This is a genomic window from Pseudomonas sp. Pse1, assembly GCF_024519635.1.
Lineage (GTDB): Bacteria > Pseudomonadota > Gammaproteobacteria > Pseudomonadales > Pseudomonadaceae > Aquipseudomonas.
Genome location: NZ_JALJRO010000030.1, coordinates 1 through 21,527 on the forward strand (window position 1 = coordinate 1; position 21,527 = coordinate 21,527).

General features: G+C 62.3%; 20 protein-coding genes. 10 read left to right on the forward strand and 10 right to left on the reverse strand.

The window, feature by feature from the left end:
* Positions 1-123 precede the first annotated feature (123 nt).
* The 3 genes from NR126_RS26640 to NR126_RS26650 form a co-directional block, all read right to left on the reverse strand.
* The gene (locus tag NR126_RS26640) at positions 124-507 is read right to left on the reverse strand and encodes a DUF6124 family protein (RefSeq protein ID WP_218424819.1); all 384 of its coding nucleotides are present in this window, start codon (positions 505-507) and stop codon (positions 124-126) included.
* A 376-nt stretch (positions 508-883) separates the two neighbouring features.
* Positions 884-2,143: a CynX/NimT family MFS transporter gene (locus tag NR126_RS26645; RefSeq protein ID WP_256832362.1), complete on the reverse strand. Its 1,260-nt coding sequence runs from the start codon at positions 2,141-2,143 to the stop codon at positions 884-886.
* Between the two features lie 16 nt (positions 2,144-2,159).
* Positions 2,160-2,822, reverse strand: coding sequence for an ankyrin repeat domain-containing protein (locus NR126_RS26650; protein ID WP_372827498.1), 663 nt, complete (start codon positions 2,820-2,822; stop codon positions 2,160-2,162).
* Between the two features lie 108 nt (positions 2,823-2,930).
* On the opposite strand from NR126_RS26650, the gene NR126_RS26655 reads away from it, so the two are divergent.
* The 7 genes from NR126_RS26655 to NR126_RS26685 all read left to right on the forward strand — a co-directional run bounded on the left by NR126_RS26655 (position 2,931) and on the right by NR126_RS26685 (position 8,793).
* Entirely contained in the window at positions 2,931-3,797 is an 867-nt protein-coding gene (locus NR126_RS26655) for a LysR substrate-binding domain-containing protein (protein ID WP_027617230.1), read from the forward strand.
* Positions 3,798-4,130: 333 nt separating this feature from the next.
* On the forward strand, positions 4,131-4,937 hold the full coding sequence (locus NR126_RS26660; RefSeq protein WP_256832363.1) for an energy transducer TonB: 807 nt from the start codon (positions 4,131-4,133) through the stop codon (positions 4,935-4,937).
* A gap of 45 nt (positions 4,938-4,982) precedes the next feature.
* Positions 4,983-5,705, forward strand: coding sequence for a MotA/TolQ/ExbB proton channel family protein (locus NR126_RS26665; protein WP_027617232.1), 723 nt, complete (start codon positions 4,983-4,985; stop codon positions 5,703-5,705).
* A gap of 1 nt (position 5,706) precedes the next feature.
* Positions 5,707-6,108, forward strand: coding sequence for a biopolymer transporter ExbD (locus tag NR126_RS26670; RefSeq protein WP_027617233.1), 402 nt, complete (start codon positions 5,707-5,709; stop codon positions 6,106-6,108).
* Positions 6,109-6,285: 177 nt separating this feature from the next.
* The gene (locus tag NR126_RS26675; RefSeq protein ID WP_027617234.1) at positions 6,286-6,867 is read left to right on the forward strand and encodes an alpha/beta hydrolase; all 582 of its coding nucleotides are present in this window, start codon (positions 6,286-6,288) and stop codon (positions 6,865-6,867) included.
* Between the two features lie 57 nt (positions 6,868-6,924).
* Entirely contained in the window at positions 6,925-7,857 is a 933-nt protein-coding gene (locus NR126_RS26680; RefSeq protein ID WP_027617235.1) for a sigma 54-interacting transcriptional regulator, read from the forward strand.
* Between the two features lie 153 nt (positions 7,858-8,010).
* On the forward strand, positions 8,011-8,793 hold the full coding sequence (locus NR126_RS26685) for a MetQ/NlpA family ABC transporter substrate-binding protein (RefSeq protein ID WP_256832364.1): 783 nt from the start codon (positions 8,011-8,013) through the stop codon (positions 8,791-8,793).
* Between the two features lie 153 nt (positions 8,794-8,946).
* Here the strand turns inward: NR126_RS26685 and NR126_RS26690 are convergent, their stop codons facing one another.
* A complete protein-coding gene (locus tag NR126_RS26690; protein WP_105754119.1) occupies positions 8,947-10,116 on the reverse strand; it encodes an AAA family ATPase in 1,170 nt (389 codons plus the stop codon).
* A 206-nt stretch (positions 10,117-10,322) separates the two neighbouring features.
* On the opposite strand from NR126_RS26690, the gene NR126_RS26695 reads away from it, so the two are divergent.
* Genes NR126_RS26695 through NR126_RS26705 form a run of 3 tightly spaced genes read left to right on the forward strand, consistent with a single transcriptional unit; the run spans position 10,323 to position 15,534 of the window.
* Positions 10,323-11,420 (forward strand): efflux RND transporter periplasmic adaptor subunit, encoded by a 1,098-nt coding sequence (locus NR126_RS26695; RefSeq protein ID WP_027617238.1) that lies wholly within the window; start codon positions 10,323-10,325, stop codon positions 11,418-11,420.
* Entirely contained in the window at positions 11,417-12,484 is a 1,068-nt protein-coding gene (locus NR126_RS26700; RefSeq protein WP_256832365.1) for an efflux RND transporter periplasmic adaptor subunit, read from the forward strand. The genes NR126_RS26695 and NR126_RS26700 overlap by 4 nt, the downstream gene beginning before the upstream one ends.
* Positions 12,481-15,534, forward strand: a complete 3,054-nt coding sequence (locus NR126_RS26705) for an efflux RND transporter permease subunit (protein WP_027617240.1) — start codon at positions 12,481-12,483, stop codon at positions 15,532-15,534. The genes NR126_RS26700 and NR126_RS26705 overlap by 4 nt, the downstream gene beginning before the upstream one ends.
* Positions 15,535-15,581: 47 nt before the next feature.
* Here NR126_RS26705 and NR126_RS26710 read toward each other — a convergent pair whose 3' ends face one another.
* From NR126_RS26710 to NR126_RS26735, 6 genes are all read right to left on the reverse strand, one after another.
* Positions 15,582-16,211 carry a bifunctional 2-polyprenyl-6-hydroxyphenol methylase/3-demethylubiquinol 3-O-methyltransferase UbiG gene (locus tag NR126_RS26710; protein WP_027617241.1) on the reverse strand — a complete coding sequence of 210 codons (630 nt, stop codon included), beginning with the start codon at positions 16,209-16,211 and terminating at the stop codon, positions 15,582-15,584.
* Between the two features lie 53 nt (positions 16,212-16,264).
* Positions 16,265-16,909: a methionine ABC transporter permease gene (locus NR126_RS26715; RefSeq protein WP_105754116.1), complete on the reverse strand. Its 645-nt coding sequence runs from the start codon at positions 16,907-16,909 to the stop codon at positions 16,265-16,267.
* The gene (locus NR126_RS26720; RefSeq protein WP_105754115.1) at positions 16,899-18,020 is read right to left on the reverse strand and encodes a methionine ABC transporter ATP-binding protein; all 1,122 of its coding nucleotides are present in this window, start codon (positions 18,018-18,020) and stop codon (positions 16,899-16,901) included. Before NR126_RS26720 ends, NR126_RS26715 begins: the two co-directional genes overlap by 11 nt.
* A gap of 2 nt (positions 18,021-18,022) precedes the next feature.
* On the reverse strand, positions 18,023-18,832 hold the full coding sequence (locus NR126_RS26725) for a MetQ/NlpA family ABC transporter substrate-binding protein (protein ID WP_027617244.1): 810 nt from the start codon (positions 18,830-18,832) through the stop codon (positions 18,023-18,025).
* Between the two features lie 117 nt (positions 18,833-18,949).
* Positions 18,950-20,314: an LLM class flavin-dependent oxidoreductase gene (locus NR126_RS26730; protein WP_033865997.1), complete on the reverse strand. Its 1,365-nt coding sequence runs from the start codon at positions 20,312-20,314 to the stop codon at positions 18,950-18,952.
* A complete protein-coding gene (locus NR126_RS26735) occupies positions 20,314-21,507 on the reverse strand; it encodes an SfnB family sulfur acquisition oxidoreductase (RefSeq protein WP_105754114.1) in 1,194 nt (397 codons plus the stop codon). The genes NR126_RS26730 and NR126_RS26735 overlap by 1 nt, the downstream gene beginning before the upstream one ends.
* Positions 21,508-21,527 lie beyond the last annotated feature (20 nt).

The window sequence follows — 21,527 nt, forward strand, 5'->3', positions numbered from 1 at the left end:
GGAGCGAGCCTGCTCGCGATGCTCGTCAACGATGACGCGCGGCAGCCTGAATCCACGCGGCGTCCTCAGGTTCTTCGCGGGCAAGCCCGCTCCAGGGTTTGGGGTCGGTCAACAGAGCGTGGATCATTCGCCCAAATGCATAGCCCTGGGCTGATCAATCCGCTCCAGTGTCTGCTCCACCAACAGAGCGCCTAGCGAAACCATCTGCTGGATCGCCAGCGCCACATGGCGCTGTTTGCCTTCCAGCTCGAAGGCCAGATCAGTGCTCATGACATCGACCGCCGCCAGGGTTTGCGAGGCGTGGATCAGCAGGGTTTCGGTGTCCTGATTGGGGATCACGCTAAAGACATGCGAGGCGGGTTTTTCTGGTGGTTCGGAAGGTCGGGAGGCCGGGCCGAAGTAGTGGTTCAGCGCGCGTTCGGCGGCGTCGTGGAGGGTGCGGGTGTCGGGGCTGGCGTAGGGGGAAAAGGTGTGGGGTGGCGGGGGATTTTGAGTGATTTTGTGCATGGTAAAGCTCCTTGATTGGCGGAGCTGCCACACATCGCCGCGACGCGATGGAGGGTGGCAGCTGTACGCAGGTTCGCGGACCGGGAATCAAGGAACCCGGCATACCCGAAGGTATCCCGCGCACAGCTGCCATAACGCAAAGCAGTAGACGATAAAAAAGCGCCAACTCAAAGCGAATGATGGCGCTGTGCGCCTTGATTGATCCGGGCCGCGACGCCCGATCGCTGAATGGGCAGCGACCGTCGAAGCCTAAAGAGACCGCTTCCGAGCGACAACCTGAAAGCCTTGTCAGATATTTCCCGCAGGGTTTGTGGTGACCGCAGATCCCGAGATCAGCCACATCCCATCGTAGGAGCGAGCCTGCTCGCGATGCTCGTCAACGATGACGCGCGGCAGCCTGAATCCACGCGGCGTCCTCAGGTTCTTCGCGGGCAAGCCCGCTCCTACAGGGGGTGTTGTCAGTACTGGCCTTGCGCTGGTAACTCGCCGGACTGAACACCCGCGTCAGCACCAGCATTGCCAGCACCGTGACAATCAATACCCACCAGGCGCTGGTGAAGCTGCCGGTGAGTTCGCGCAGCCAGCCGCTCAGCCACGGCGAGATGGCGTTGATCAGAAACCCTACGCCTTGCACAAAGGCCGCCAGTTGCCCGGCTTGCCGTGGGTCGCGGCGGTGGTCGAGGGTCAGCAGCAGGCTCAGGGCAAAGCAGGCGCCAAGGCCGAAACCGATCAGTGCTACCCAGACATGCGGTGCATCCAGCGGCCACAGCACCAGGCCCGAAAAACCCAGGGCCTGGGCGACGAGGCTGATAGTCAGCAACGGACGCCGGTCAATACGCCGTTGCGCCAGGGCTGGCATCAGTAGGGCGGCGCTGACCTGGAAAATGGTCATGAACGCCAGCAGCGAGCCGCTCTGTGTAGCGCTCCAGCCCAGTTGCAGGTAATAGGCCGGCAGCCAGGCGACCATGCTCATGTAGCCGCAGTTGATCAGGCCGAAATACAGCGCCAGCATCCACGCTCGCCGCTGCCGCCACAGCGCTTCGTCGGACGTGGCGACGCTGGCGTTGTGTGCGCCGCTCGCCGGTACACACAGCCACAGCATCAGGGCCGCCAACGCCGGCAACAACCAGACGCCGAGCCCAGCCTGCCAATGACTGAAATGGCTCGCCAGGTGCGGGCTGAGCAAGGCCGCGAAGCCGCCACCGCCCATCAGCGACGCCGAGTACACGCCCATCGCCAGGGCCACGCGGCCGGCGAAGCGGCGCTTGATCAGGGCTGGCACCAGCGCCTGGATCAAGGCCACGCCGACACCGCCCAGCAGGGCCGTGGCGAGCAGGGGCGCGGCCTGGTCGAGCAGCAGGCGCAGCAGGCAGGCGAGGGCGATCAACAGCAGGCCGAGGGCAATCCCGCGACGTTCACCCAGGCGCGCTTCCAGGCGAATGCCCAGCAGGGCGACCAGGCCCATGCAGATCACCGGCAGGCTGGTCAGCCAGGCACTGCTTTGAAAGCTCATGCCGGTGGCGCCGCGGATCTCGTTGAGCAGGGGACTGACTGAGCTGAGGATCGGCCGCAGGTTCACACCCAGTGCGATCAATAACAGCCAGCCCGCGAAGGACTGCAGGCGCGATGAGGTCATGGAAAATCCTGGGAGGTTACGAGGCGCCAGCGTCGCGCAGCAGTTTGGCGATGGCTTGTTGGCCGCGTTGTTCGGCGTGACGCAACGGGCTGACGCCAGCGTTGTCCGGCAGGTTCAGGTCGGCCCCGGCGGCGATCAGTTGGGCGACGATCTGCTGGTGCGCCGGGCCGCCGTCGGCCAGCACGATCGCTTCCAGCAGGCAGGTCCAGCCCAGGCGGTTGACGTGGTTCAGGTCGACACCGGCGGCAATCAGCAGGCGCACGGTTTCGACGTGGCCGCGCTCGCACGCCGGGATCAGCGCCGTGCCGCCGTAGCGATTGGTGCTTTTCAGGTCGGCGCCGTGGCTCAGGGTCAGGCTGAGGATCTGGTTGTAACCGCTGGCGCCGGCCAGCAGGTAGGGGCTGTCCTGAATCAGGTTTTTCTGATTGACGTCGGCCCCGGCCTCGATCAGCGCCCGGGCGATTTCGACCTGATTGTCGGCGGTGGCCAACAGGAGTGGGCTGCTGCCATCCAGCCCCCTAACATTCACCTCGGCGCCTTGCTGGATCAGGCTTTGCACCTGCTGCAGTTGCCCTTCGCGTACAGCTTTGAGCAATGCATCGTTATTGGCCATGACCTCTCCCACCATAAACAGCCCAGCGAACAGGAGGCTGTATTTAAGCTTTTTGCGCAGGGTCATCGACAGACTCCCGAGACGACAGATTGGCCGCCAGTATGGTGAGGCCCTGTTGTATTCTGAAATTAAATATAACCATGCCAATCAGTGGCAAACGTAATGGTGGCGCCCATGTTCGATCCGGTATTGCTGCGCAGTTTTGTTGCCGTGGCCGACAGCGAAAACTTCACCCGCGCCGCCGAGCGCCTGCACCTGACCCAATCCACCGTCAGTCAGCAGGTGCGCCGGCTTGAAGAGAGCCTCGGCTGCAAGCTGCTCGATCGTGATCAACGCCGCGTGGTCGCTACTGCGGAAGGCGAGCGCCTGCTGGCGTATGCCCGGCGCATTCTGGCCTTGCATGACGAAGCGGCGGACGTGTTGATTCATCAGCAAAGCGAAGGGGTGTTGCGCCTGGCGGTGCCGGAGGACTTCGCCGCCGAGCGTCTGATGCCGTTGCTCTCGGCTTTTGGCGTGGAGTATCCCGGGGTGCGCCTGGAGGTCACCAGCGGCCTGGGGCCGGAGTTGCGCCGCTTGTACCAGCGCGGTGAGTTCGATCTGTTGCTGGTCAAGCAGATGGGCCACAACGATGAGTGCCTGGCCTCTTGGCCGGAGCCCCTGTGTTGGGTCGACAGTGTCGAGAACCCGGCATTCGGTCGCGAGCCGTTGCCCCTGGTGGCGTTTCCGGTGGGCGGGCTGTATCGCCACGAAATGCTCCATCACCTGGAGGTCGGTGGCTGGCGCTGGCGCATCGCGTATTCCAGCGCGAGCCTGGCCAGTGTTTGCTCGGCGGTGACTGCCGGGTTGGGCATCAGCCTGTTACCGGTGCGCGTGGTGACGGCTGGACATCGGGTGCTCGAGGCCAGCAGCGGCTTGCCGGATATCCAGGGCGTGCGGCTGGCGCTGTATGCGCGCAGTGGCTTGAGCCGGGCGGGTAAGGCGCTGGAAGAGCAGTTGCTGGCGTTGGGTCGTAGGAGCGAGCTTGCTCGCGAGAAACGTTAACGATGACGCGTTGTACCTGAAAGTCCGCAGCGCCCTCAAAATCTTCGCGAGCAGGCTCGCTCCCACAGGGAAGGTGGGTTTTCCATGCCTTGCGTGAATATTTTTGATGCCTGCAAAGCATCGACTTTCGCTCCCTTCGCTGCAGCCCTTGATCGGCGCGGTTCTGCGTCATTCCGCAAAGTTACATATTCCTTTCTGATCTATACGAAGCCTTAAAAATTACTTTAAGGGATAAGCCATCCACGCCAATCATTCACCCCCTGACACCAGCGCGGGGGGCTGTACAAGCGTGGGTGGCGGGTTATTCGCAAAGAGACCTTAGGGAGTCATTCAATGGGCAACGTCCAGACCGCCGCCAGCGCACATGAGGTGTCGTGGCGCCAGGCACCGAGTGCCGAGCTGGTCGATCTAGGTCGACCGTACCGCACGCCGCTGGGCCAATTGCGCCTGCAGCAGACGCCGAAAAGCAGTCTGCGTCGGCGTGAGGCGATTGCGCTCGCGGTGCTGGCAGTGCTGGTGCATGGCGCGGTGATTTACTGGGTCAATCAACAACCGACCCCGGCGCTGCCGATTGTCCCGCCGGAAATTCCGCCGATGACCATCGAGTTCTCGCGTCCGGCACCGCCGGTGGTCGAGCCGCCGCCACCTGCACCTGCGCCGCCCGTGGTTGAGCCACCACCACCGCCACCGGTGGTCGATGAACTGGCCGCCAAGCCGGCGCCAAAGCCCAAGCCCAAACCGGTGGTGAAACCGACGCCCAAACCTGCGCCCAAGGCGGTTCAACAACCGCCTGCACCCGCGCAACCGGCAGCGCCTGTGGCGGCTCCGGCCCCCCCTGCACCGTCGGCGCCCGCGCCTGTGACGCCGGCCTCGGCCAACGCCGCTTACCTGAAAAATCCGGCGCCGGAATACCCGTCGCTGGCTCAGCGCCGCGGTTGGGAAGGCACGGTGCTGTTAAGGGTGCATGTGTTGGCCAGCGGCAAGCCGGGTGAGATCCAGATTCAGAAAAGCAGTGGCCGCCAGCAACTCGACGACGCGGCTTTAAGCGCGGTGAAGCGCTGGAGTTTCGTCCCGGCCAAACAGGGCGACGTGGCCCAGGACGGCTGGGTCAGCGTGCCCATCGATTTCAAGATTCATTGAACAGCAACCTATTCGCGCTAAACGTTTACACAGAGGGAACACATCATGACGTTACTGGCATCTCCACTCGAATCCATCGAAAGCGCGGTGATCTGGCTGCTGGTGGTTTTTTCCGTCGCCACCTGGGGCCTGGCGTTGCTCAAGGGCGTGCAGTTCGCTCGCCTCAAGGCGCAGGATCGCAAATTCCATAAGCAGTTCTGGGCCGCCTCCAGCCTCGACGCGGCGGCCGAGCTGAGCGAGACCCAGCCCGGCGCTGCAGCCCGAGTGGCGCAGGCCGGTTACGCAGCGATCCAGGTCGGCGACGCACCGGCGGCCGATCTGAGCCAGGCGATCAACCATCAAGATCGCCTGGAGCGCGCCTTGCGCCAGCAGATTGTGCGGGAGCGGCGTTCATTGGAAACCGGTTTGGCGGTGGTCGCGAGCATTGGCAGCACGTCGCCGTTCATTGGTTTGTTCGGCACCGTGTGGGGAATCATGGAAGCCTTGAAAGGCATCAGCGCCGCCGGCTCGGCGAGTCTGGAAACCGTGGCCGGGCCGATCGGCGCGGCACTGGTGGCGACCGGCGTGGGGATCGCGGTCGCTGTCCCGGCAGTGCTGGTTTACAACTATTTCCTGCGGCGCCTGAAGCTGACCGCCGCCGATCTCGATGACTTTGCTCACGACTTTTACAGCCTGGCGCAGAAGAGTGCGTTCCGCGTGCTGCTGCACCCCGCCGCACAGAAACCGGCGGTGCAGGGCGGCGCGCTGAAAGTGAAGGAGGCGTCCTGATATGGCCTTCTCCACCCAAGACAGCGATGAGGTGCTGAGCGAGATCAACGTCACGCCCCTAGTGGACGTAATGCTGGTGCTGCTGGTGGTGTTCATCGTCACTGCGCCGCTGTTGACCAATGCCATTCCGATCAACTTGCCGAAGACCGAGGCGGTCGCCCCGGTGGAGCAGAAAGACCCGTTGGTGGTGAGCATCGACGGCGCTGGCAAGCTGTTCATCAACAAGGATGAAATCGCCCCTGACCTGCTGGAGTTCAACCTGCAGGCCGCCAAGGCCAAGGACCCGGAGGTGCGTGTGCAACTGCAGGCCGACGACGGTGTGAATTACGGCGAAGTGGCGCGGGCGATGGCTTCGATCGAGCGAGCGGGCATCACCAAGTTGTCGGTGATCACCGCACGGTAATTAAATTTTGCTTTTCAAGGGCCGTCTCCTTGGCAGGGTGCGGCCCTTTTTTTATGCAAAAAGGAAAATGGTTTTATATTCCTTATGGGTATTAATAAATAGCTTCTTATTCCTTAACGAACATATGACTCGTCCCTATACTGGATCAGGAACAGACACGCACAGGAGAGCTTCCCCATGCGCAACGAATCCATTCGCTATCTGATTGTGCCGGGCTGGCAGGGATCGCCAGAAGATCATTGGCAGAGCCACTGGCAGAACAGTTTGCCGAATAGCGCACGGGTCGAGCAGGCCGACTGGCTGACGCCGCGCCGTGAAGATTGGGTAGCGGCCCTGGCCGAGGCGATTGCCGCTGACAGCACGCCGGTGATCCTGATCGCCCACAGCCTGGGTTGCATCACGGTGGCGCATTGGGCGGCCACTGCACCGCTGCAGATGCTGCGCCAGGTGCGCGGTGCCTTGTTGGTGGCGCCGGCCGATGTCGAGCGTCCGGCGTGCGCCCCGGCGTTGCGCAACTTCGCGCCGATCCCCACGCAGTTGTTGCCATTCCCGAGTCAGGTGGTGGGCTCCGACAACGATGCTGCCGTCAGCGCCCCGCGTGCGTTGGAACTGGCACGCCACTGGGGCGCCGAGGCCGGCATCCTGGCCGGTGCCGGGCACATCAATGTGAAGTCGGGGCACCAGCGTTGGGAGCAGGGCTTTGCCTACCTGTATCGCCTGCAAAACCGCATGGAACATCACCAGCTGCGACGCGCCTGATTGTCCTTTTTCATTTAAACGCCCCCGTCCGCCGGCGGTTTTGGGCGGGAGCCTGCCATGAGTTTGCATGAATCTTTCGGTCAGCCGTTGCTGACCTTTCCCGACGCTGAAAAAAGCCCGTTGAGCATTCGCGCCAAGGCGCTGGTGTTCGTCGACCCGCGCTCGCGCACCTTGCGTCATGAACTTGAACAACTGGCCCCGCGCTCGACCAGTGTGCTGATTCGCGGAGAAACCGGCAGCGGCAAAGAGCTGCTGGCGCGGCATATCCATCGGGCCAGTGATCGCGGCGGGCTGTTCGTCTCGGTCAATTGCGGCGCAATCAGTCCGACTTACGCCGACGCCGAACTGTTCGGCTATGCCGCCGGCAGTTTCAATGGCTCAGCCAGCAGTCGCGCCGGCTGGTTCGGCTCGGCCAACGGCGGGACGCTGTACCTGGACGAAATCGGCGATTTGCCGTTGCCGATCCAGATCAAATTGCTCGCTGCCCTGGAAAACCACGAGGTCACCCGGGTCGGCGCCCAACATCCAAGCCCGGTGGATGTGCGCCTGGTAGCGGCAACCAGCATCGACCTGGCCCAGGCAGTGGCGGCCGGGAAGTTTCTTGAGCGGCTGTATCGCTACCTCAGCGAAGGCCAGTTGCAACTGCCGGCGCTGCGCGAGCGCCCGGGTGACATTTTGTCCCTGGCTGAATATTTCCTGGGGATCTACAGCCAGCGGCTGGGCTTGCCAGTACCGCTGATCAGCGAAACCGCGCAGCTGGCGTTGGAGCGCCACAGCTGGCCGGGCAACACCCGGGAGCTGGAAAACGTCATTCACTTTGCGTTGCTGGTCAGCACGGGCGACGAGATTCTGCCGGAGCACCTGAACCTGCCGCCGCTGCTGTCACCGGTGCAGCAGGTGGAGGCGCAGGTCCAACGTATTGTCCAATCGGGTTCAGCGGCGGAACGTGAAGCGCTGAAGCGGGTACTCACACAGACCGGACTGCTGTAACGGTTCTGTATGAGCAAAATGGAATATGAAAGTGAATAAAAGATATTGTTCAGGAATAAAAAACCTCGGTATCTTCCGCTTCACGCCAGCGATAGCACTTCACTGGCAACCCACTTTTACGCCGTTGTCGACAACGACAATTAAGGACACTGCATGAAAAAGGTTCTGTTGTTTACCGCATTGGCGGCTGCCCTGACGGCTGGTTTGGCCCAGGCCGGAGAGAAACTGGTGGTCGCTGCGACGCCGGTGCCGCATGCCGAGATTCTTGAACTGATCAAGCCGACCCTCGCCAAAGAAGGCGTGGATCTGGAAATCAAAGTCTTCACCGACTACGTGCAACCGAACGTACAGGTCGACCAGAAGCGTCTGGATGCCAACTACTTCCAGACCCTGCCGTACCTGAATAGCTTCAACGAAGGCAAAGGCACAAACCTGGTGACCGTGATCGGCGTGCACGTCGAACCTTTCGGCGGCTACTCGAAGAAAGTCAAAAGCCTGACAGAGCTGAAAGACGGCGCCACCATCGCCATCCCCAACGAAGGCAGCAACAGCGGCCGTGCCCTGATCCTGCTGCAGAAAGCCGGCCTGATCGAGCTCAAGGATCCGAAAAACGCCCTGGCCACGCCAAAGGACATTGCCAAGAACCCGCATAACTTCAAGTTCAAGGAACTGGAATCGGCCATGCTCCCGCGTGTGCTGGATCAGGTCGACCTGGACATGATCAACACCAACTACGCGCTGGAAGCCGGTCTGAACCCGGCCAAGGACGCTCTGGTCATCGAAGGCGCGGATTCGCCTTATGTGAACTTCCTGGTGGCTCGTCCAGACAACAAGGACAGCGTCGCCATCCAGAAACTGGCCAAAGCCCTGACCAGCCCTGAGGTGAAGGAATTCATCGCCAAGAAGTACAGCGGCGCGGTATTGCCTGCGTTCTGATAACGCTCTAAACCCCTTCAAGGTTATAACGCCGACGGCTGATGCAGCGTCGGCGTTTTTTTTGCCTGCAACTGTGAGCTGTGCCCTTGTGGGAGCGAGCTTGCTCCGGGCGGCGTTCCGACGAAAAACCTGAGACCGCTGTGTTTTGCGCCGTTAATCCGGCCATTTCCACGCGGGCTCGTCCAGCATTCCCTGACCCACCACCTCGGTCTGGCCGAAATTCTTTTCCAGCACGATGCAATTGCATTGCTCATCCTGCTGCAGCGCCGCAATCAGCCGGCTGGCATGGGACACCACCCACACCTGGCAATCCTGCGAGGCGCGGATGATCAGGCGGGCCAGCGCGGGCAGCAGGTCCGGGTGCAGGCTGGTTTCCGGCTCGTTGAGCACCATCAGGGTCGGCGGGCGCGGGGTCAGCAGGGCGGCAATCAGCAGCAGATAGCGCAAGGTGCCATCGGACAGTTCGGCAGCCGACAGTGGCCGCAGCAAACCCTCCTGATGGAACTCAATGGCAAAGCGCCCGCCATGCAGCGTCACGATGTTCAGTCGGGCGCCGGGGAAGGCATCGCTGACAGCCTGTTGCAGCGCCTGGGGATCGCCGATTTCGCGGATGGTCTGCAGCGCGGCGGCCAGATCACGGCCATCGTGATGCAGCACCGGCGTGCGGGTGCCCAACTGCACCTGGCGCGCGGGCGCCTCGGCGTCGCTGCGAAAATGATCATAAAAGCGCCAGCCGCGAATCTGTTCGCGCAGCAGCAATACCTCGGGTGAAGCGCGCAGGCTGCCGACCTGGTCAAACAGGCTGTCGAAGGCCGGCGTGTGTTGGGCCAGGACATCCCAGTCGCGACCTTCACGGGCCTTGATCATCGGCCCGGCGCGATTGACCAGCAGACTCGCCGGTCGATACACCGCGCCCGCCCAGATGCATTCACGCTTGATTTCCGGATCCAGGGAAAAATAGGAGACTTCTTCGGGCAATGGCTTCGGCAAACCCAGTGCGATGGCGTAGCTGAAATCCTCACCGGCGAATCCCAGGCGCAGGCGCTTGGGCCCCTGGCTCACACTGGCCTCGATGGCGACTTCGCCATTGCGCATGCGTCGACTCAGGGTCTGCGGGCCGGCCCAGAAGGTGGAGTCCAGCCCGCCTTCCCGTGCCAGCGCATTGACCACGCCACCCTGGGCCGTCTCGGCCAGTAGGCGCAAGGCGCGGTACAGGTTGGATTTGCCGCTGCCGTTGGGGCCGGTGATCAGGTTCAGCCGACCCAGCGCAATCACCAGTGTGTTGATCGAGCGGTAGTTGGCGACCGCCAGGGTCTTGAGCATCCGCAAATTCCTTTGATGCGCGACGGGAAATGTGGCCGGGTTTTGATGTCGGACACCAAGCAATCGATGCTGAATGTCATGATCCGGACTGTTTAATTCGTGCAGTTTGCATTGATTTTTCAATGGCTGCAGGCGCTGTGTCTTCCCTGATCTAAGCTCATCGGTCGTACGTCGCGCAATTGTAGGAAACAAGCAAAGGAGCTTGCATGACTGGTCCCGCAATGAAGTTCATCGTTTACCTGAGTCTCTGTGGGTTGCTGACCGCATGCAACGACAAGCCGGTAGTAGAAAAAGAACGCCCGAGGGTGTTTGTACAAGAGGTCAAACCCGCTGATTTTGCGGCGTCGGTGACGCTGACCGGGGATATTCAGGCGCGGGTGCAGACCGATCTGTCCTTCCGCGTCGCGGGCAAGATCATCCAGCGCACGGTGGATGTCGGCGACCGGGTGACGGCTAATCAGGTCCTGGCCCGCCTTGATCCCAAGGACCTGCAGACCAATGTCGACTCGGCCCAGGCTCAAGTGGTTGCCGAGCAGGCGCGCGTCACACAGATGGCGGCGGCGTTCGTGCGTCAGGAAAAACTCCTGCCCAAGGGCTACACCAGCCAGAGCGAATACGACTCGGCCAAGGCCGCCTTGCTCAGCAGCAAGAGCGCCCTGGTGGCGGCTCAGGCGCAACTGGCCAACGCCCGCGATCAACTGAGTTATGCCGCGCTGGTGGCCGATGCCCCCGGCGTGATCACGGCTCGTCAGGCTGAAGTTGGTCAGGTGGTGCAGGCCACGGTGCCGGTGTTCAGCCTGGCCCGCGATGGCGAACGGGATGCGGTGTTCAACGTTTACGAATCGCTGCTGATGGAGGCGCCCAGCGCCAAGGATATTGTGGTCAGCCTGCTGGACAACCCAAAGATCCAGGTCACCGGCACGGTGCGTGAAGTGACCCCCTCGGTGTCGGCGCAAACCGGCACGGTGCAGGTCAAGGTGGCGCTCAAGGAGCTGCCCGCAGGCATGCGCCTGGGCTCGGTGGTCAGCGCCACCGGCAATGTCGCGGCGCAGAAGGTCGTCGAGTTGCCATGGTCGTCCCTGACCAAAAAAATCCATGAACCGGCGGTATGGCTGGTGGACGACGAGGGCAAGGCAAGCCTGCATGCGGTTCAGGTTGGACGCTACCAGACTGGCAGCGTGCTGATTCGCGACGGTCTGACGCCGGGGCAGAAGGTAGTCACGGCCGGGGGGCAACTGCTCCATCCGGGGGTTCTGGTGGAGATCGCCTCGCCGTCTGATAAAAGCTCGGAGAGCCTGCCATGAAGCGTTTGTTAGTAATGTCGGCGGGCCTGTTACTGGTGGCTTGTTCGAAACAGGAAGAACCGCCGGCACCGATTCGCCCGGTCCTCTCGGTGGTGGTCGAGGCGATGGGGCAGCAGGATCTGGGGCGATTTGCCGGGAGTATCCAGGCGCGTTATGAGAGCAATACCGGGTTTCGCGTGGGCGGACGTATTGCCAGTCGCAGTGTTGACGTCGGCAGCGAGGTCAGCGCTGGTACGTTGCTGGCAACCCTCGATCCGACCGATCAACAGAACCAGTTGCGCGCCGCCGAGGGCAGCCTGGCGCAGATCCAGGCGCAACTGATCAATGCTCAGGCCACGGCTCGGCGACAACAGGAGTTGTTCAATAAAGGCGTCGGTGCCCAGGCGCAACTGGACACGGCCAACACCGACCTGAAAACCACCCAGGCTTCGATGGATCAGGCCAAGGCCGCGGTCGACCAGGCCCGTGATCAATTGTCGTACACCGAGTTGCGTGCCGATCACGCGGCGGTCATCACCGCCTGGAGTGCGGAGGCCGGGCAAGTGGTGACAGCCGGTCAGCAGGTGGTCACCCTGGCGCGTCCGGACATCAAGGAAGCAGTGATCGACTTGCCGGCGGAGCTTGCCGAACAGTTGCCGGCCGATGTGGTGTTTGAGGTGACGGCACAACTGGACCCGAGCATCCATACCACGGCTGTGGTCCGTGAAATCGAACCTCAGGCTGAAAGCGCCACCCGCACCCGACGTGCGCGCCTGACCTTGGCCGAGACCCCGCCGGGCTTTCGCCTCGGCACTTCGATCAGGGTCAGTCTCAGCTCGAGCGTCGCGCCGCGAGTCGAACTGCCGTTGACGGCCCTGCAGGACGTGGATGGCAAGCCGCGCATCTGGGTCGTCGACCCTGCGACGAAGACCGTTTCGCCTCGGGACATCACCGTTATCAGCCGCAGCGGCGGCAGCGCGACGCTTGCCGGTGGCGTGAGCCAGGGTGAGCGCGTGGTCACTGCCGGGGTGCACAGCCTGAAACCCGGACAAACAGTCAAAATCGACGAAGGAAGCCCGCAATGAAAGGGAGTTTCAACTTATCCGAATGGGCTCTGAAGCATCAGTCATTCGTCTGGTACCTGATGTTCGTCGCCTTGTTGATGGGGGTGTTCTCCTACCTCAACCTGGGGCGCGAGGAAGATCCGTCGTTTGCCATCAAAACCATGGTGATCCAGACCCGCTGGCCGGGCGCGACCCAGGATGAAACCCTCAAACAGGTCACTGACCGGATCGAGAAAAAGCTCGAAGAGCTGGACTCCCTCGACTATGTGAAAAGCTACACCCGTCCGGGCGAGTCGACGGTGTATGTGAACTTGCTCGACACCACGCCGGCCGAGTCCATTCCGGATATCTGGTACCAGGTGCGCAAGAAGATCGGCGATATCCGTGGCAGCTTCCCCTCCGGCATCCAGGGGCCTTCGTTCAACGACGAGTTCGGTGACGTCTACGGTTCGGTTTATGCGTTTACCGCTGACGGCTTGACGATGCGCCAGTTGCGCGACTACGTCGAGCAGGCCCGCCTGGAGATTCATAGCGTGCCAGGGCTGGGCAAGATCGAGATGGTCGGCCAGCAGGACGAGGTGCTGTACCTGAACTTCTCGACCCGCAAACTGGCGGCCCTGGGCCTCGACCAGCGCCAGGTGCTGCAGAGCCTGCAATCGCAGAACGCGGTGACCCCGGCGGGGGTGATCGAGGCCGGTCCCGAGCGTATTTCCGTGCGTACCTCCGGGCAGTTTGTCTCGGAAAAGGACCTGCAAGCCGTCAACCTGCGACTCAACGACCGCTTCTACCGCCTGGCCGATATTGCCGAAATTACCCGTGGCTACGTTGACCCACCGGCGCCGATGTTCCGCTTCAACGGCGAGCCTGCCATTGGCCTGGCGATCAACATGAAGGCTGGTGGCAACATCCAGGAATTCGGCAAGTCGCTGCACGCACGCATGAACCAACTGACCGCCGACCTGCCGGTGGGCATCGGCATCCATGTCGTTTCCGACCAGGCGCAAGTGGTGGAAGAAGCGGTCGGTGGCTTCACCAGCGCCTTGTTCGAGGCAGTGATCATCGTGCTCGTGGTCAGCTTCATCAGTCTCGGGGTGCGTGCCGGGCTGGTGGTGGCCTGCTCGATTCCGCTGGTGCTGGCGATGGTCTTTGTGTTCATGGAATACAGCGGCATCACCATGCAGCGGATTTCCCTCGGCGCCTTGATCATCGCCCTCGGGCTGTTGGTGGACGATGCGATGATCACCGTGGAGATGATGGTCTCGCGTCTGGAGATGGGCGACACCAAGGAGCAGGCGGCGACCTTTGCCTACACCTCGACGGCGTTCCCGATGCTCACCGGGACCCTGGTCACCGTCGCCGGTTTTGTGCCGATCGGCCTCAACGCCAGTTCGGCCGGTGAGTACACCTTCACCCTGTTCGCGGTGATTGCGGTGGCGATGATCGTGTCCTGGATCGTGGCGGTGCTGTTTGCCCCGGTGATCGGCGTGCATATCCTCAGCACCAAGGTCAAAGCCCACTCCACCGAACCCGGGCGGGTCGGTCGGGCGTTCAACAACGGCTTGCTGTGGAGCATGCGCAATCGCTGGTGGGCCATCGGCATCACCGTGCTGTGCTTCGCCCTGGCGCTGTTCTCCATGCGCTTTGTGCAGAATCAGTTCTTCCCGGCCTCGGACCGGCCGGAAATTCTGGTCGACCTGAACCTGCCGCAAAACGCTTCGCTGGAGGAAACGCGCAAGGCGGTCGATCGCCTCGAGGCCACGCTCAAGGGTGACCCGGACATCGTGCGCTGGAGCAGCTACATCGGCCAGGGCGCGATCCGTTTCTACCTGCCGCTCGACCAGCAATTGCAGAACCCGTACTACGCGCAATTGGTGATCGTCAGCAAGGACTTCAAGGCTCGCGAGATGCTCAGCCAGCGCCTGCGCGAACGCCTGCGCAAGGATTTCGTTGGCATCGGCAGCTACGTCCAGGCACTGGAAATGGGCCCGCCGGTAGGGCGTCCGATCCAGTACCGGCTCAGTGGCAAGGACGTCGATATGGTGCGCAAACATGCCATCGACCTGGCCGCTGAGCTAGACAAGAACTCGCACATCGGCGAGATCATTTTCGACTGGAACGAGCCGGGCAAGGTGTTGCGCGTCGATATTGCGCAGGACAAGGCGCGTCAGTTCGGCTTGTCATCCGAAGACGTCGCCAGCTTGATGAACGGCATTGTCAGCGGCTCGACCGTGACTCAGGTCGACGACGATATTTACCTGATCAACGTGATTGGGCGGGCCGTGGATTCCGAACGGGGCAGCACCAAGACCCTGCAAAACCTGCAGATCGTCACCCCGAGCGGCACCTCGATTCCGCTGCTGGCGTTTGCCACGGTGCGTTATGAACTGGAGCAACCACTGGTGTGGCGCCGTGATCGCAAGCCGACGATCACGGTAAAGGCGGCGGTGCGCGACGAGATCCAGCCCACGGACCTGGTGCGCCTGCTCGAGCCGAAGATCAACGAGTTCGCCGCGGCGTTGCCAGCCGGTTACACCGTGGAAACAGGCGGTACGGTGGAGTCCAGCGCCAAGGCCCAGGGGCCGATCGCCAAGGTGCTGCCGTTGATGGTGTTCTTGATGGCGACCTTCCTGATGATCCAGTTGCACAGCGTGCAGAAGCTGTTCCTGGTGGTCAGCGTCGCGCCGCTGGGCTTGATCGGCGTGGTGTTGGCGCTGGTGCCGACGGGCACGCCCATGGGCTTTGTGGCGATCCTCGGGATTCTGGCGTTGATCGGTATCATCATCCGTAACTCGGTGATCCTGGTGACCCAGATCGACGAATTCGAACGCAATGGCTCGACGCCCTGGGATGCGGTGGTGCAGGCCACCGAACACCGACGGCGACCGATTCTGCTCACGGCCGCTGCGGCGAGCATGGGCATGATTCCGATTGCCAGGGAGGTGTTCTGGGGGCCGATGGCCTACGCGATGATCGGCGGGATTGTGGCGGCTACCTTGCTGACCCTGTTGTTCCTGCCGGCGCTGTATGTGGCCTGGTACAAGATCAAGGAGCCGAGCCAACAAGCCGCATAAATCGCGTGCTGCGCACATCGCGGGCTTGCCCGCGATGTGCGAGTTGATTACACCACCTTGCGCCAAACACTCGCCAACCACGGCTGCTGCTCACGCGGTAGCCCTGCCGGGCGGTAGTAGTGCTCCAGCTCGACAAACCCTGCCTCGGTCAGCAACTGCTGCCACGCCTGCAGATCGTGATACGACCCATAACGCGGCCCGTTCCAGCCTTCCTGGTTGTCACCGCGCGGATTGGAACTGAACAACACGCCCCCCGGTTTCAGCGTCGCGTGCAGCTGTCGCAGCACCCGTGGCAGTTCCTGCAGCGGGATGTGGAACAGCACGGCGTTGGCAAAAATCCCGTCGAAGTGTTCGCGGGGTAACTCGAGTTTGAGGAAGTCCTGCTGCCAGACTTCACAGCCGCTGTCCTCGCGGGCCATTCGGGCGAACTCGGCAGAGCCATCCAGGCCCACGGCAACATGGCCCATGCGGGTGAAGGTTTGTAAGTCACGCCCCGGGCCACAGCCGAAATCCAGCAGGGTGAAGGGCGCCGTGGCGTTGATATGACGCAGCAGCGCCGCGATGTTCTGGCTGACGTCGTGATCGCGAGTCCCTTCGCGAAAGCCTTCGGCCACCGAGTTGTAATGGCCCAGAGTGGTGCGGGTGATCTGTTCGAGGTCGGCGTCGGTGTGTTTCATGATCGGCTGCGCAGGCAAGGGAGTTGCCTGCGACTATAAGCGCTTTTCGTCGCTCAGCGCTTGTTCAGCACCCGCGCCAATCGGTCGCCGCCGAGCTGGATTACGGCCACCAGAATCACCAGCAACACAATCACGGTCAGCATGATCTGGCTGTCGAAACGCTGGTAGCCATAGCGGTAGGCGATGTCTCCCAATCCACCGGCGCCAATGGCCCCGGCCATCGCCGATGAGTTGATCATGGTCACCAGGGTAATGGTGAAACCGCCGACGATCCCCGGCAGTGCCTCGGGCAACAATACGTGGCGGATGATGTGCCAGCGCCGGCAGCCCATGGCCTGTGCCGCCTCAATCAGCCCGTGATCGACCTCGCGCAAACTCACTTCGGCTATTCGCGCAAAAAACGGTGTGGCTGCAATGGTCAGTGGCACCACGGCGGCCCAGACACCATAGGTGGTGCCGACGATCAGGCGGGTAAAGGGGATCAGCGCGACCATCAGGATCAGGAACGGAATCGAGCGGAACAGGTTGACGAAGGCGCCCAGCGCGCGGTTCAGCGTCGGTGCTTCGTAGATCCCGCCCTTGGCGCTGGTGACCAGGATCACCGCCAACGGAATCCCCGCCAGCAGGGCGATCAGCGACGACACGCCGACCATCAGGAAGGTGTCGATGAAACCTTGCAGCAAGCGATCAAACCACATAACCCAGTACCTCCACCTGTTGTGCCCAATTGCCGGCGCGCTGGCGCAGTGCATCGGCCGTGTGCGGCGAGCCGGTGACCGCCAGCAGCAGTTGCCCCAGGGCATGCCCCTGGATCCGTTCGACCCCACCCTGCAGCAGCCGCACACGACCACCCAGGGCGCTGAACAGCGCAGCGAGATCGGGCTCGTCGGCGCTGCTGCCAGTCAATTGCAGGCGCAGCACCACAGCGGCATCCGCCGAGGGTGGCTGAGTGTGCAAACGGTTCTGCAGTTCAGCCGGCAGGGCGTGTTGCAGCGGCGTCAGCAGGGTTTTGCTGACCTCGTGTTGTGGGTTGCCGAACACTTCCCAGACCGGACCCTGTTCGACGATGCGCCCATGTTCGAGCACCACCACCCGGTCGCAGATGTCGCGGATCACCGCCATCTCGTGGGTGATCAGGACGATGGTCAGGCCCAGGCGCTGATTGATCTCGCGCAACAGGCCGAGAATCGACTGGGTGGTCTCCGGATCGAGCGCGGAAGTGGCCTCGTCGCACAGCAGGATCTGCGGGTCATGGACCAACGCGCGAGCGATGCCGACGCGCTGTTTCTGGCCGCCGGAGAGCTGTGCCGGGTAAGCCTTGTGTTTCTCCTGCAGGCCCACCAGCTCAAGCAGTTCCCGGACCTTTTTTTCCCGCTCGGCCTTGGCCACGCCCGCCACCTTGAGCGGCAGCTCGACGTTCTGCCAGACGGTCTTGGCCGACATCAGGTTGAAGTGCTGGAAGATCATGCCGATGCGTCGTCGTAGCGCCACCAGCCGGTCTTCGTCGAACTCGCCAATGTCGACCTGATCAATCAGCACCCGACCTGAAGTCGGTTGCTCAAGGCGGTTGATGGTGCGGATCAGCGACGACTTGCCGGCGCCGCTGCGGCCGATGATGCCGAACACCTCGCCACGCTGGATCGCCAGGTCGATGCCCTGCAGCGCCGCGACCGGACCCTGCTGGCCGTTGTAGGTCTTGCCCAGGCCGACGAAGCGCACGTGGGCGTGATTAAGCTCGGGGTGCAGCTCGCTACGCACCGCCGAAAGGGGCTCTGGAATTTCCAGTCGCCGTTGGCTCGCGGCATTCATCCTCAGCTTTCCCAGCCGGCTTGGTAGAGCTTGCCGTGGGCCTTGTCGAGGGCGGCGCGCACGGCGGGCGAGTGTTGGTAGATGTCGACGAACTTGATCAGGCGCGGGTCGGTCTTGTGGTCCGGCTGGATCACGAACTGGATCACGTATTCCTTGTGATCGAGGCCGTCGAACAGCAGCGCCGAGCCGGCGTCGAAAGTCTTGGCCAGGCGAATGTAGGCCGGATAGCCCTGGACCAGATCGGCGTCGTCATAGGCACGGACCAGTTGCACAGCCTCGACCTGGAGAATCTTGATCTTCTTCGGGTTGGCGACGATGTCGTCTTCAGTGGCTTTGTAGCCAACACCTTGCTTGAGCGTAATCAGACCGGCCTTGGCCAGCAACTGCAGGCCGCGACCGCTGTTGATCGGGTCGTTGGCGATCGCCACGCTGGCGCCTTCGGGCAACTCGTCGAAGCTTTTGTATTTCTTCGAGTACAGGCCGACGTTGTTGATGATCCCCGGCGCGAACGGCACAAGGTCAAAACCGGCGGCCGCCTTGGCGTTTTCCAGGAAGGGGATGTGCTGGAAGTAATTCACGTCGATATCCCCGGAAGCAAGGCTGACGTTGGGCGCGATCCAGTCGCTGAACTCCACCAGCTCGACTTTCAGGCCTTGCTTGCCGGCTTCTTCGACGGCGGCTTCAAGGGGAATGGCGAAGGCGGCGGTGGTGCCGACTTTCAGAGGGGCGTCGGCGGCGAAGACTGCCGAGCTGAAGAGGCCGAGGGCCAGGGCCAGTGCTTTGACTGGGTGGGTGAGGTAGGTTTTGGTCATGTTGGTTTTTCCAGTCAGTGCATGAATTTTGGGTGTCTGGTGGGGCCTCATCGCGAGCAGGCTCGCTCCTACACAGTTCACCTAACCCTTGTAGGAGCGCGCTTGCCCGCGAAGCGCTTAGCGTCTGAAGGTCGCGCCCGTATGTCGGTCAGGCAATTGCGCTTGTTCCTGGAACAGCTTTTCGCGAAACGTCCCTTGCTCATAAGCAGTCTTGTACGACCCCCTGCGCTGCAATTCGGGAATCACCAGCTCGATAAAGTCCACGTAGCTTTCCGGGGAGACGATGCGCGTCAGGTTGAAGCCGTCCAGGCCGGTTTCGGCGATCCACGATTCCAGTTCGTCGGCGACCTGCTCCGGGGAGCCGACCAGGGTGATGTAGCGCCCACCGAGGGCGTGTTGTTCGAGCAATTTACGCCGGGTCCAGTCGTTGTTTTTCAGGTGCTGGGTTGCGGACTGGATAGCATTGCTCTTGACGTACTGGATCGGCTCGTCGAGTTCGTACTCGGAAAAATCGATGCCCGTGGATGCCGAGAAATGCGCGACGCCGGCTTCGGCGCTGGCATAGCTAAGGTACTCGGCATGCTTGGCCCAGGCCGCCTCTTCGCTGGCACCGACTATCACGTTCAAGCCCATGAATACCTTGATGTCCTCGGGGTTACGCCCCGCACTCAAGGCGCTGGCGCGAACCTTGTCCACCTGGGCCTTGGTCGAGGCCTTGGTTTGCCCGCTGATGAACACGCATTCGGCGTGCTGCCCGGCGAACTGCAAACCGCGCGCCGAACTGCCGGCCTGGAACAGCACCGGGGTGCGCTGCGGCGAGGGTTCGCACAGGTGATAACCCTCGACCTGATAGAACTCGCCACGGTGCTCGACCTTGTGCACCTTGTCGGGTTGGGCATAAACCCGCTGTTCGCGGTCATTCAGCACCGCATCGTTTTCCCAGCTGCCTTCCCAGAGTTTGTAGAGCACCTGCAGGTATTCGTCGGCCTGGTCGTAGCGCCGGTCATGTTCGACCTGCTCTTGCAAGCCCATGGCCTTGGCGGCGCTGTCGAGGTATCCGGTGACGATGTTCCAGCCCACCCGTCCACGGCTCAGGTGATCGAGGGTGGACAGGCGCCGGGCGAACAAATAGGGCGGTTCGTAAGTCAGGTTGGCGGTCAGGCCGAAGCCGAGATTTTTTGTCACCGCAGCCATGGCCGAGACCAGCAGCAACGGGTCGTTGACCGGCAACTGGATCGACTCCTGCAACGTCACATCGACCGACTGCTGGTAGACGTCATAGACCCCGACAATGTCGGCGATGAACAGGCCATCGAACAAACCGCGCTCCAGCAACTGAGCGAGTTCGGTCCAGTATTCGACGCTCTTGTACTGGGTCGAATTGTCCCGTGGATGGGTCCATAGGCCGTGATTGATGTGGCCGATGCAGTTCATGTTGAACGCATTGAGGAGAATTTTTTTCCGGGCTGGCTGGACGCTCATCAGATCGTCCCTCGCAGTGGCGGATTTTCCTGATTGAGGTAGTAATTGCCGACGGCGTGGTACTTCCAGCGCACCGGATCGTGCAAGGTGTGCACGCGGGCGTTGCGCCAGTGGCGATCAAGGCCATGTTCGGCCAGGGTCGCCCGGCTGCCGGCCAATTCGAACAGAGTGCTGCCGGCTTGCAGCGAGATCTCGGTGCTGATGGCGCGGGCCTCGGCCACGGCAATCGAGGCCGCCGCGACGCTCTGTGCGTCGGTGTTGGCCTGGGCCAGGTCGAGAAACTCGCCAGCACGTTCCAGCAGGGCTTCGCTGGCGTGCAAGCGAATGCTCAGGTGGCCGAAGCTTTTGATGGTCAATGGGTCGGCAGTCGCCTGGTCATGGCCGGAGTCGATCCAGGGGCGAGTCTTGGTGCGCACGAAATGCAGCGCGTCTTCGTAGGCGGCGCGGGCGATACCGGTGTCGATGGCAGCATGGAGAATCTGCGCCAGCGGGCCGACGGTGGTCGGTCGCTCGAACGCGCTCTGGAAAGGGATCACATCATCTGCCGCGACGTAGACGTCCTCGAACACCACCGAGCCGCTTCCGGTGGTGCGCTGGCCGAAACCGCTCCAGTCGTCGATCACGCTCAGGCCCTGACTGTCACGCGGGACAAACGCCAGGTGCTGGACGCCGTGCTCATCGACCACCGACGTCGGAATTCGCTGCGCGTAGATCGCGCCGGTGGCGTAGAACTTGCGTCCGTTGATGCGATAGCCGCTGCCGTCCTGGCTCAAGCGGGTCAGGCGATCATGGGCGGTTTTGGTGCCCAGTTCAGCCAGGGCGTTGCCGAAGCGTTGTCCGGCGAGGACCTCGGCATACAGGCGTTTTTTCTGCGCCTCGCTGCCGTTCACCCGCAGCACTTCGAGGGCATAGAAATGATTCTGCGGGATCTGTCCGAGGGAGCCGTCCGCCTGGGCGATGAGCGCGATGACCTTGGCCAGGGTGACGTTGGAGACGCCGGCGCCACCGTATTCTTTCGGCACGCTGATGCCCCACAGGCCCGAGCGGGAAAACACTTCCAGCTCCGGGTGCGGCAGACGGCGTTCGCGGTCGCGCAGGGCGCTGTCGCGCTGGAAGTCTTCGGCCAGGTCGCTGGCGACAATAAGGGCTTGTTCATCGCTGGTAATGACCGCGACTGAGGGGGAGTACGTCATGTTTTTCTCTCCAGAGGTCT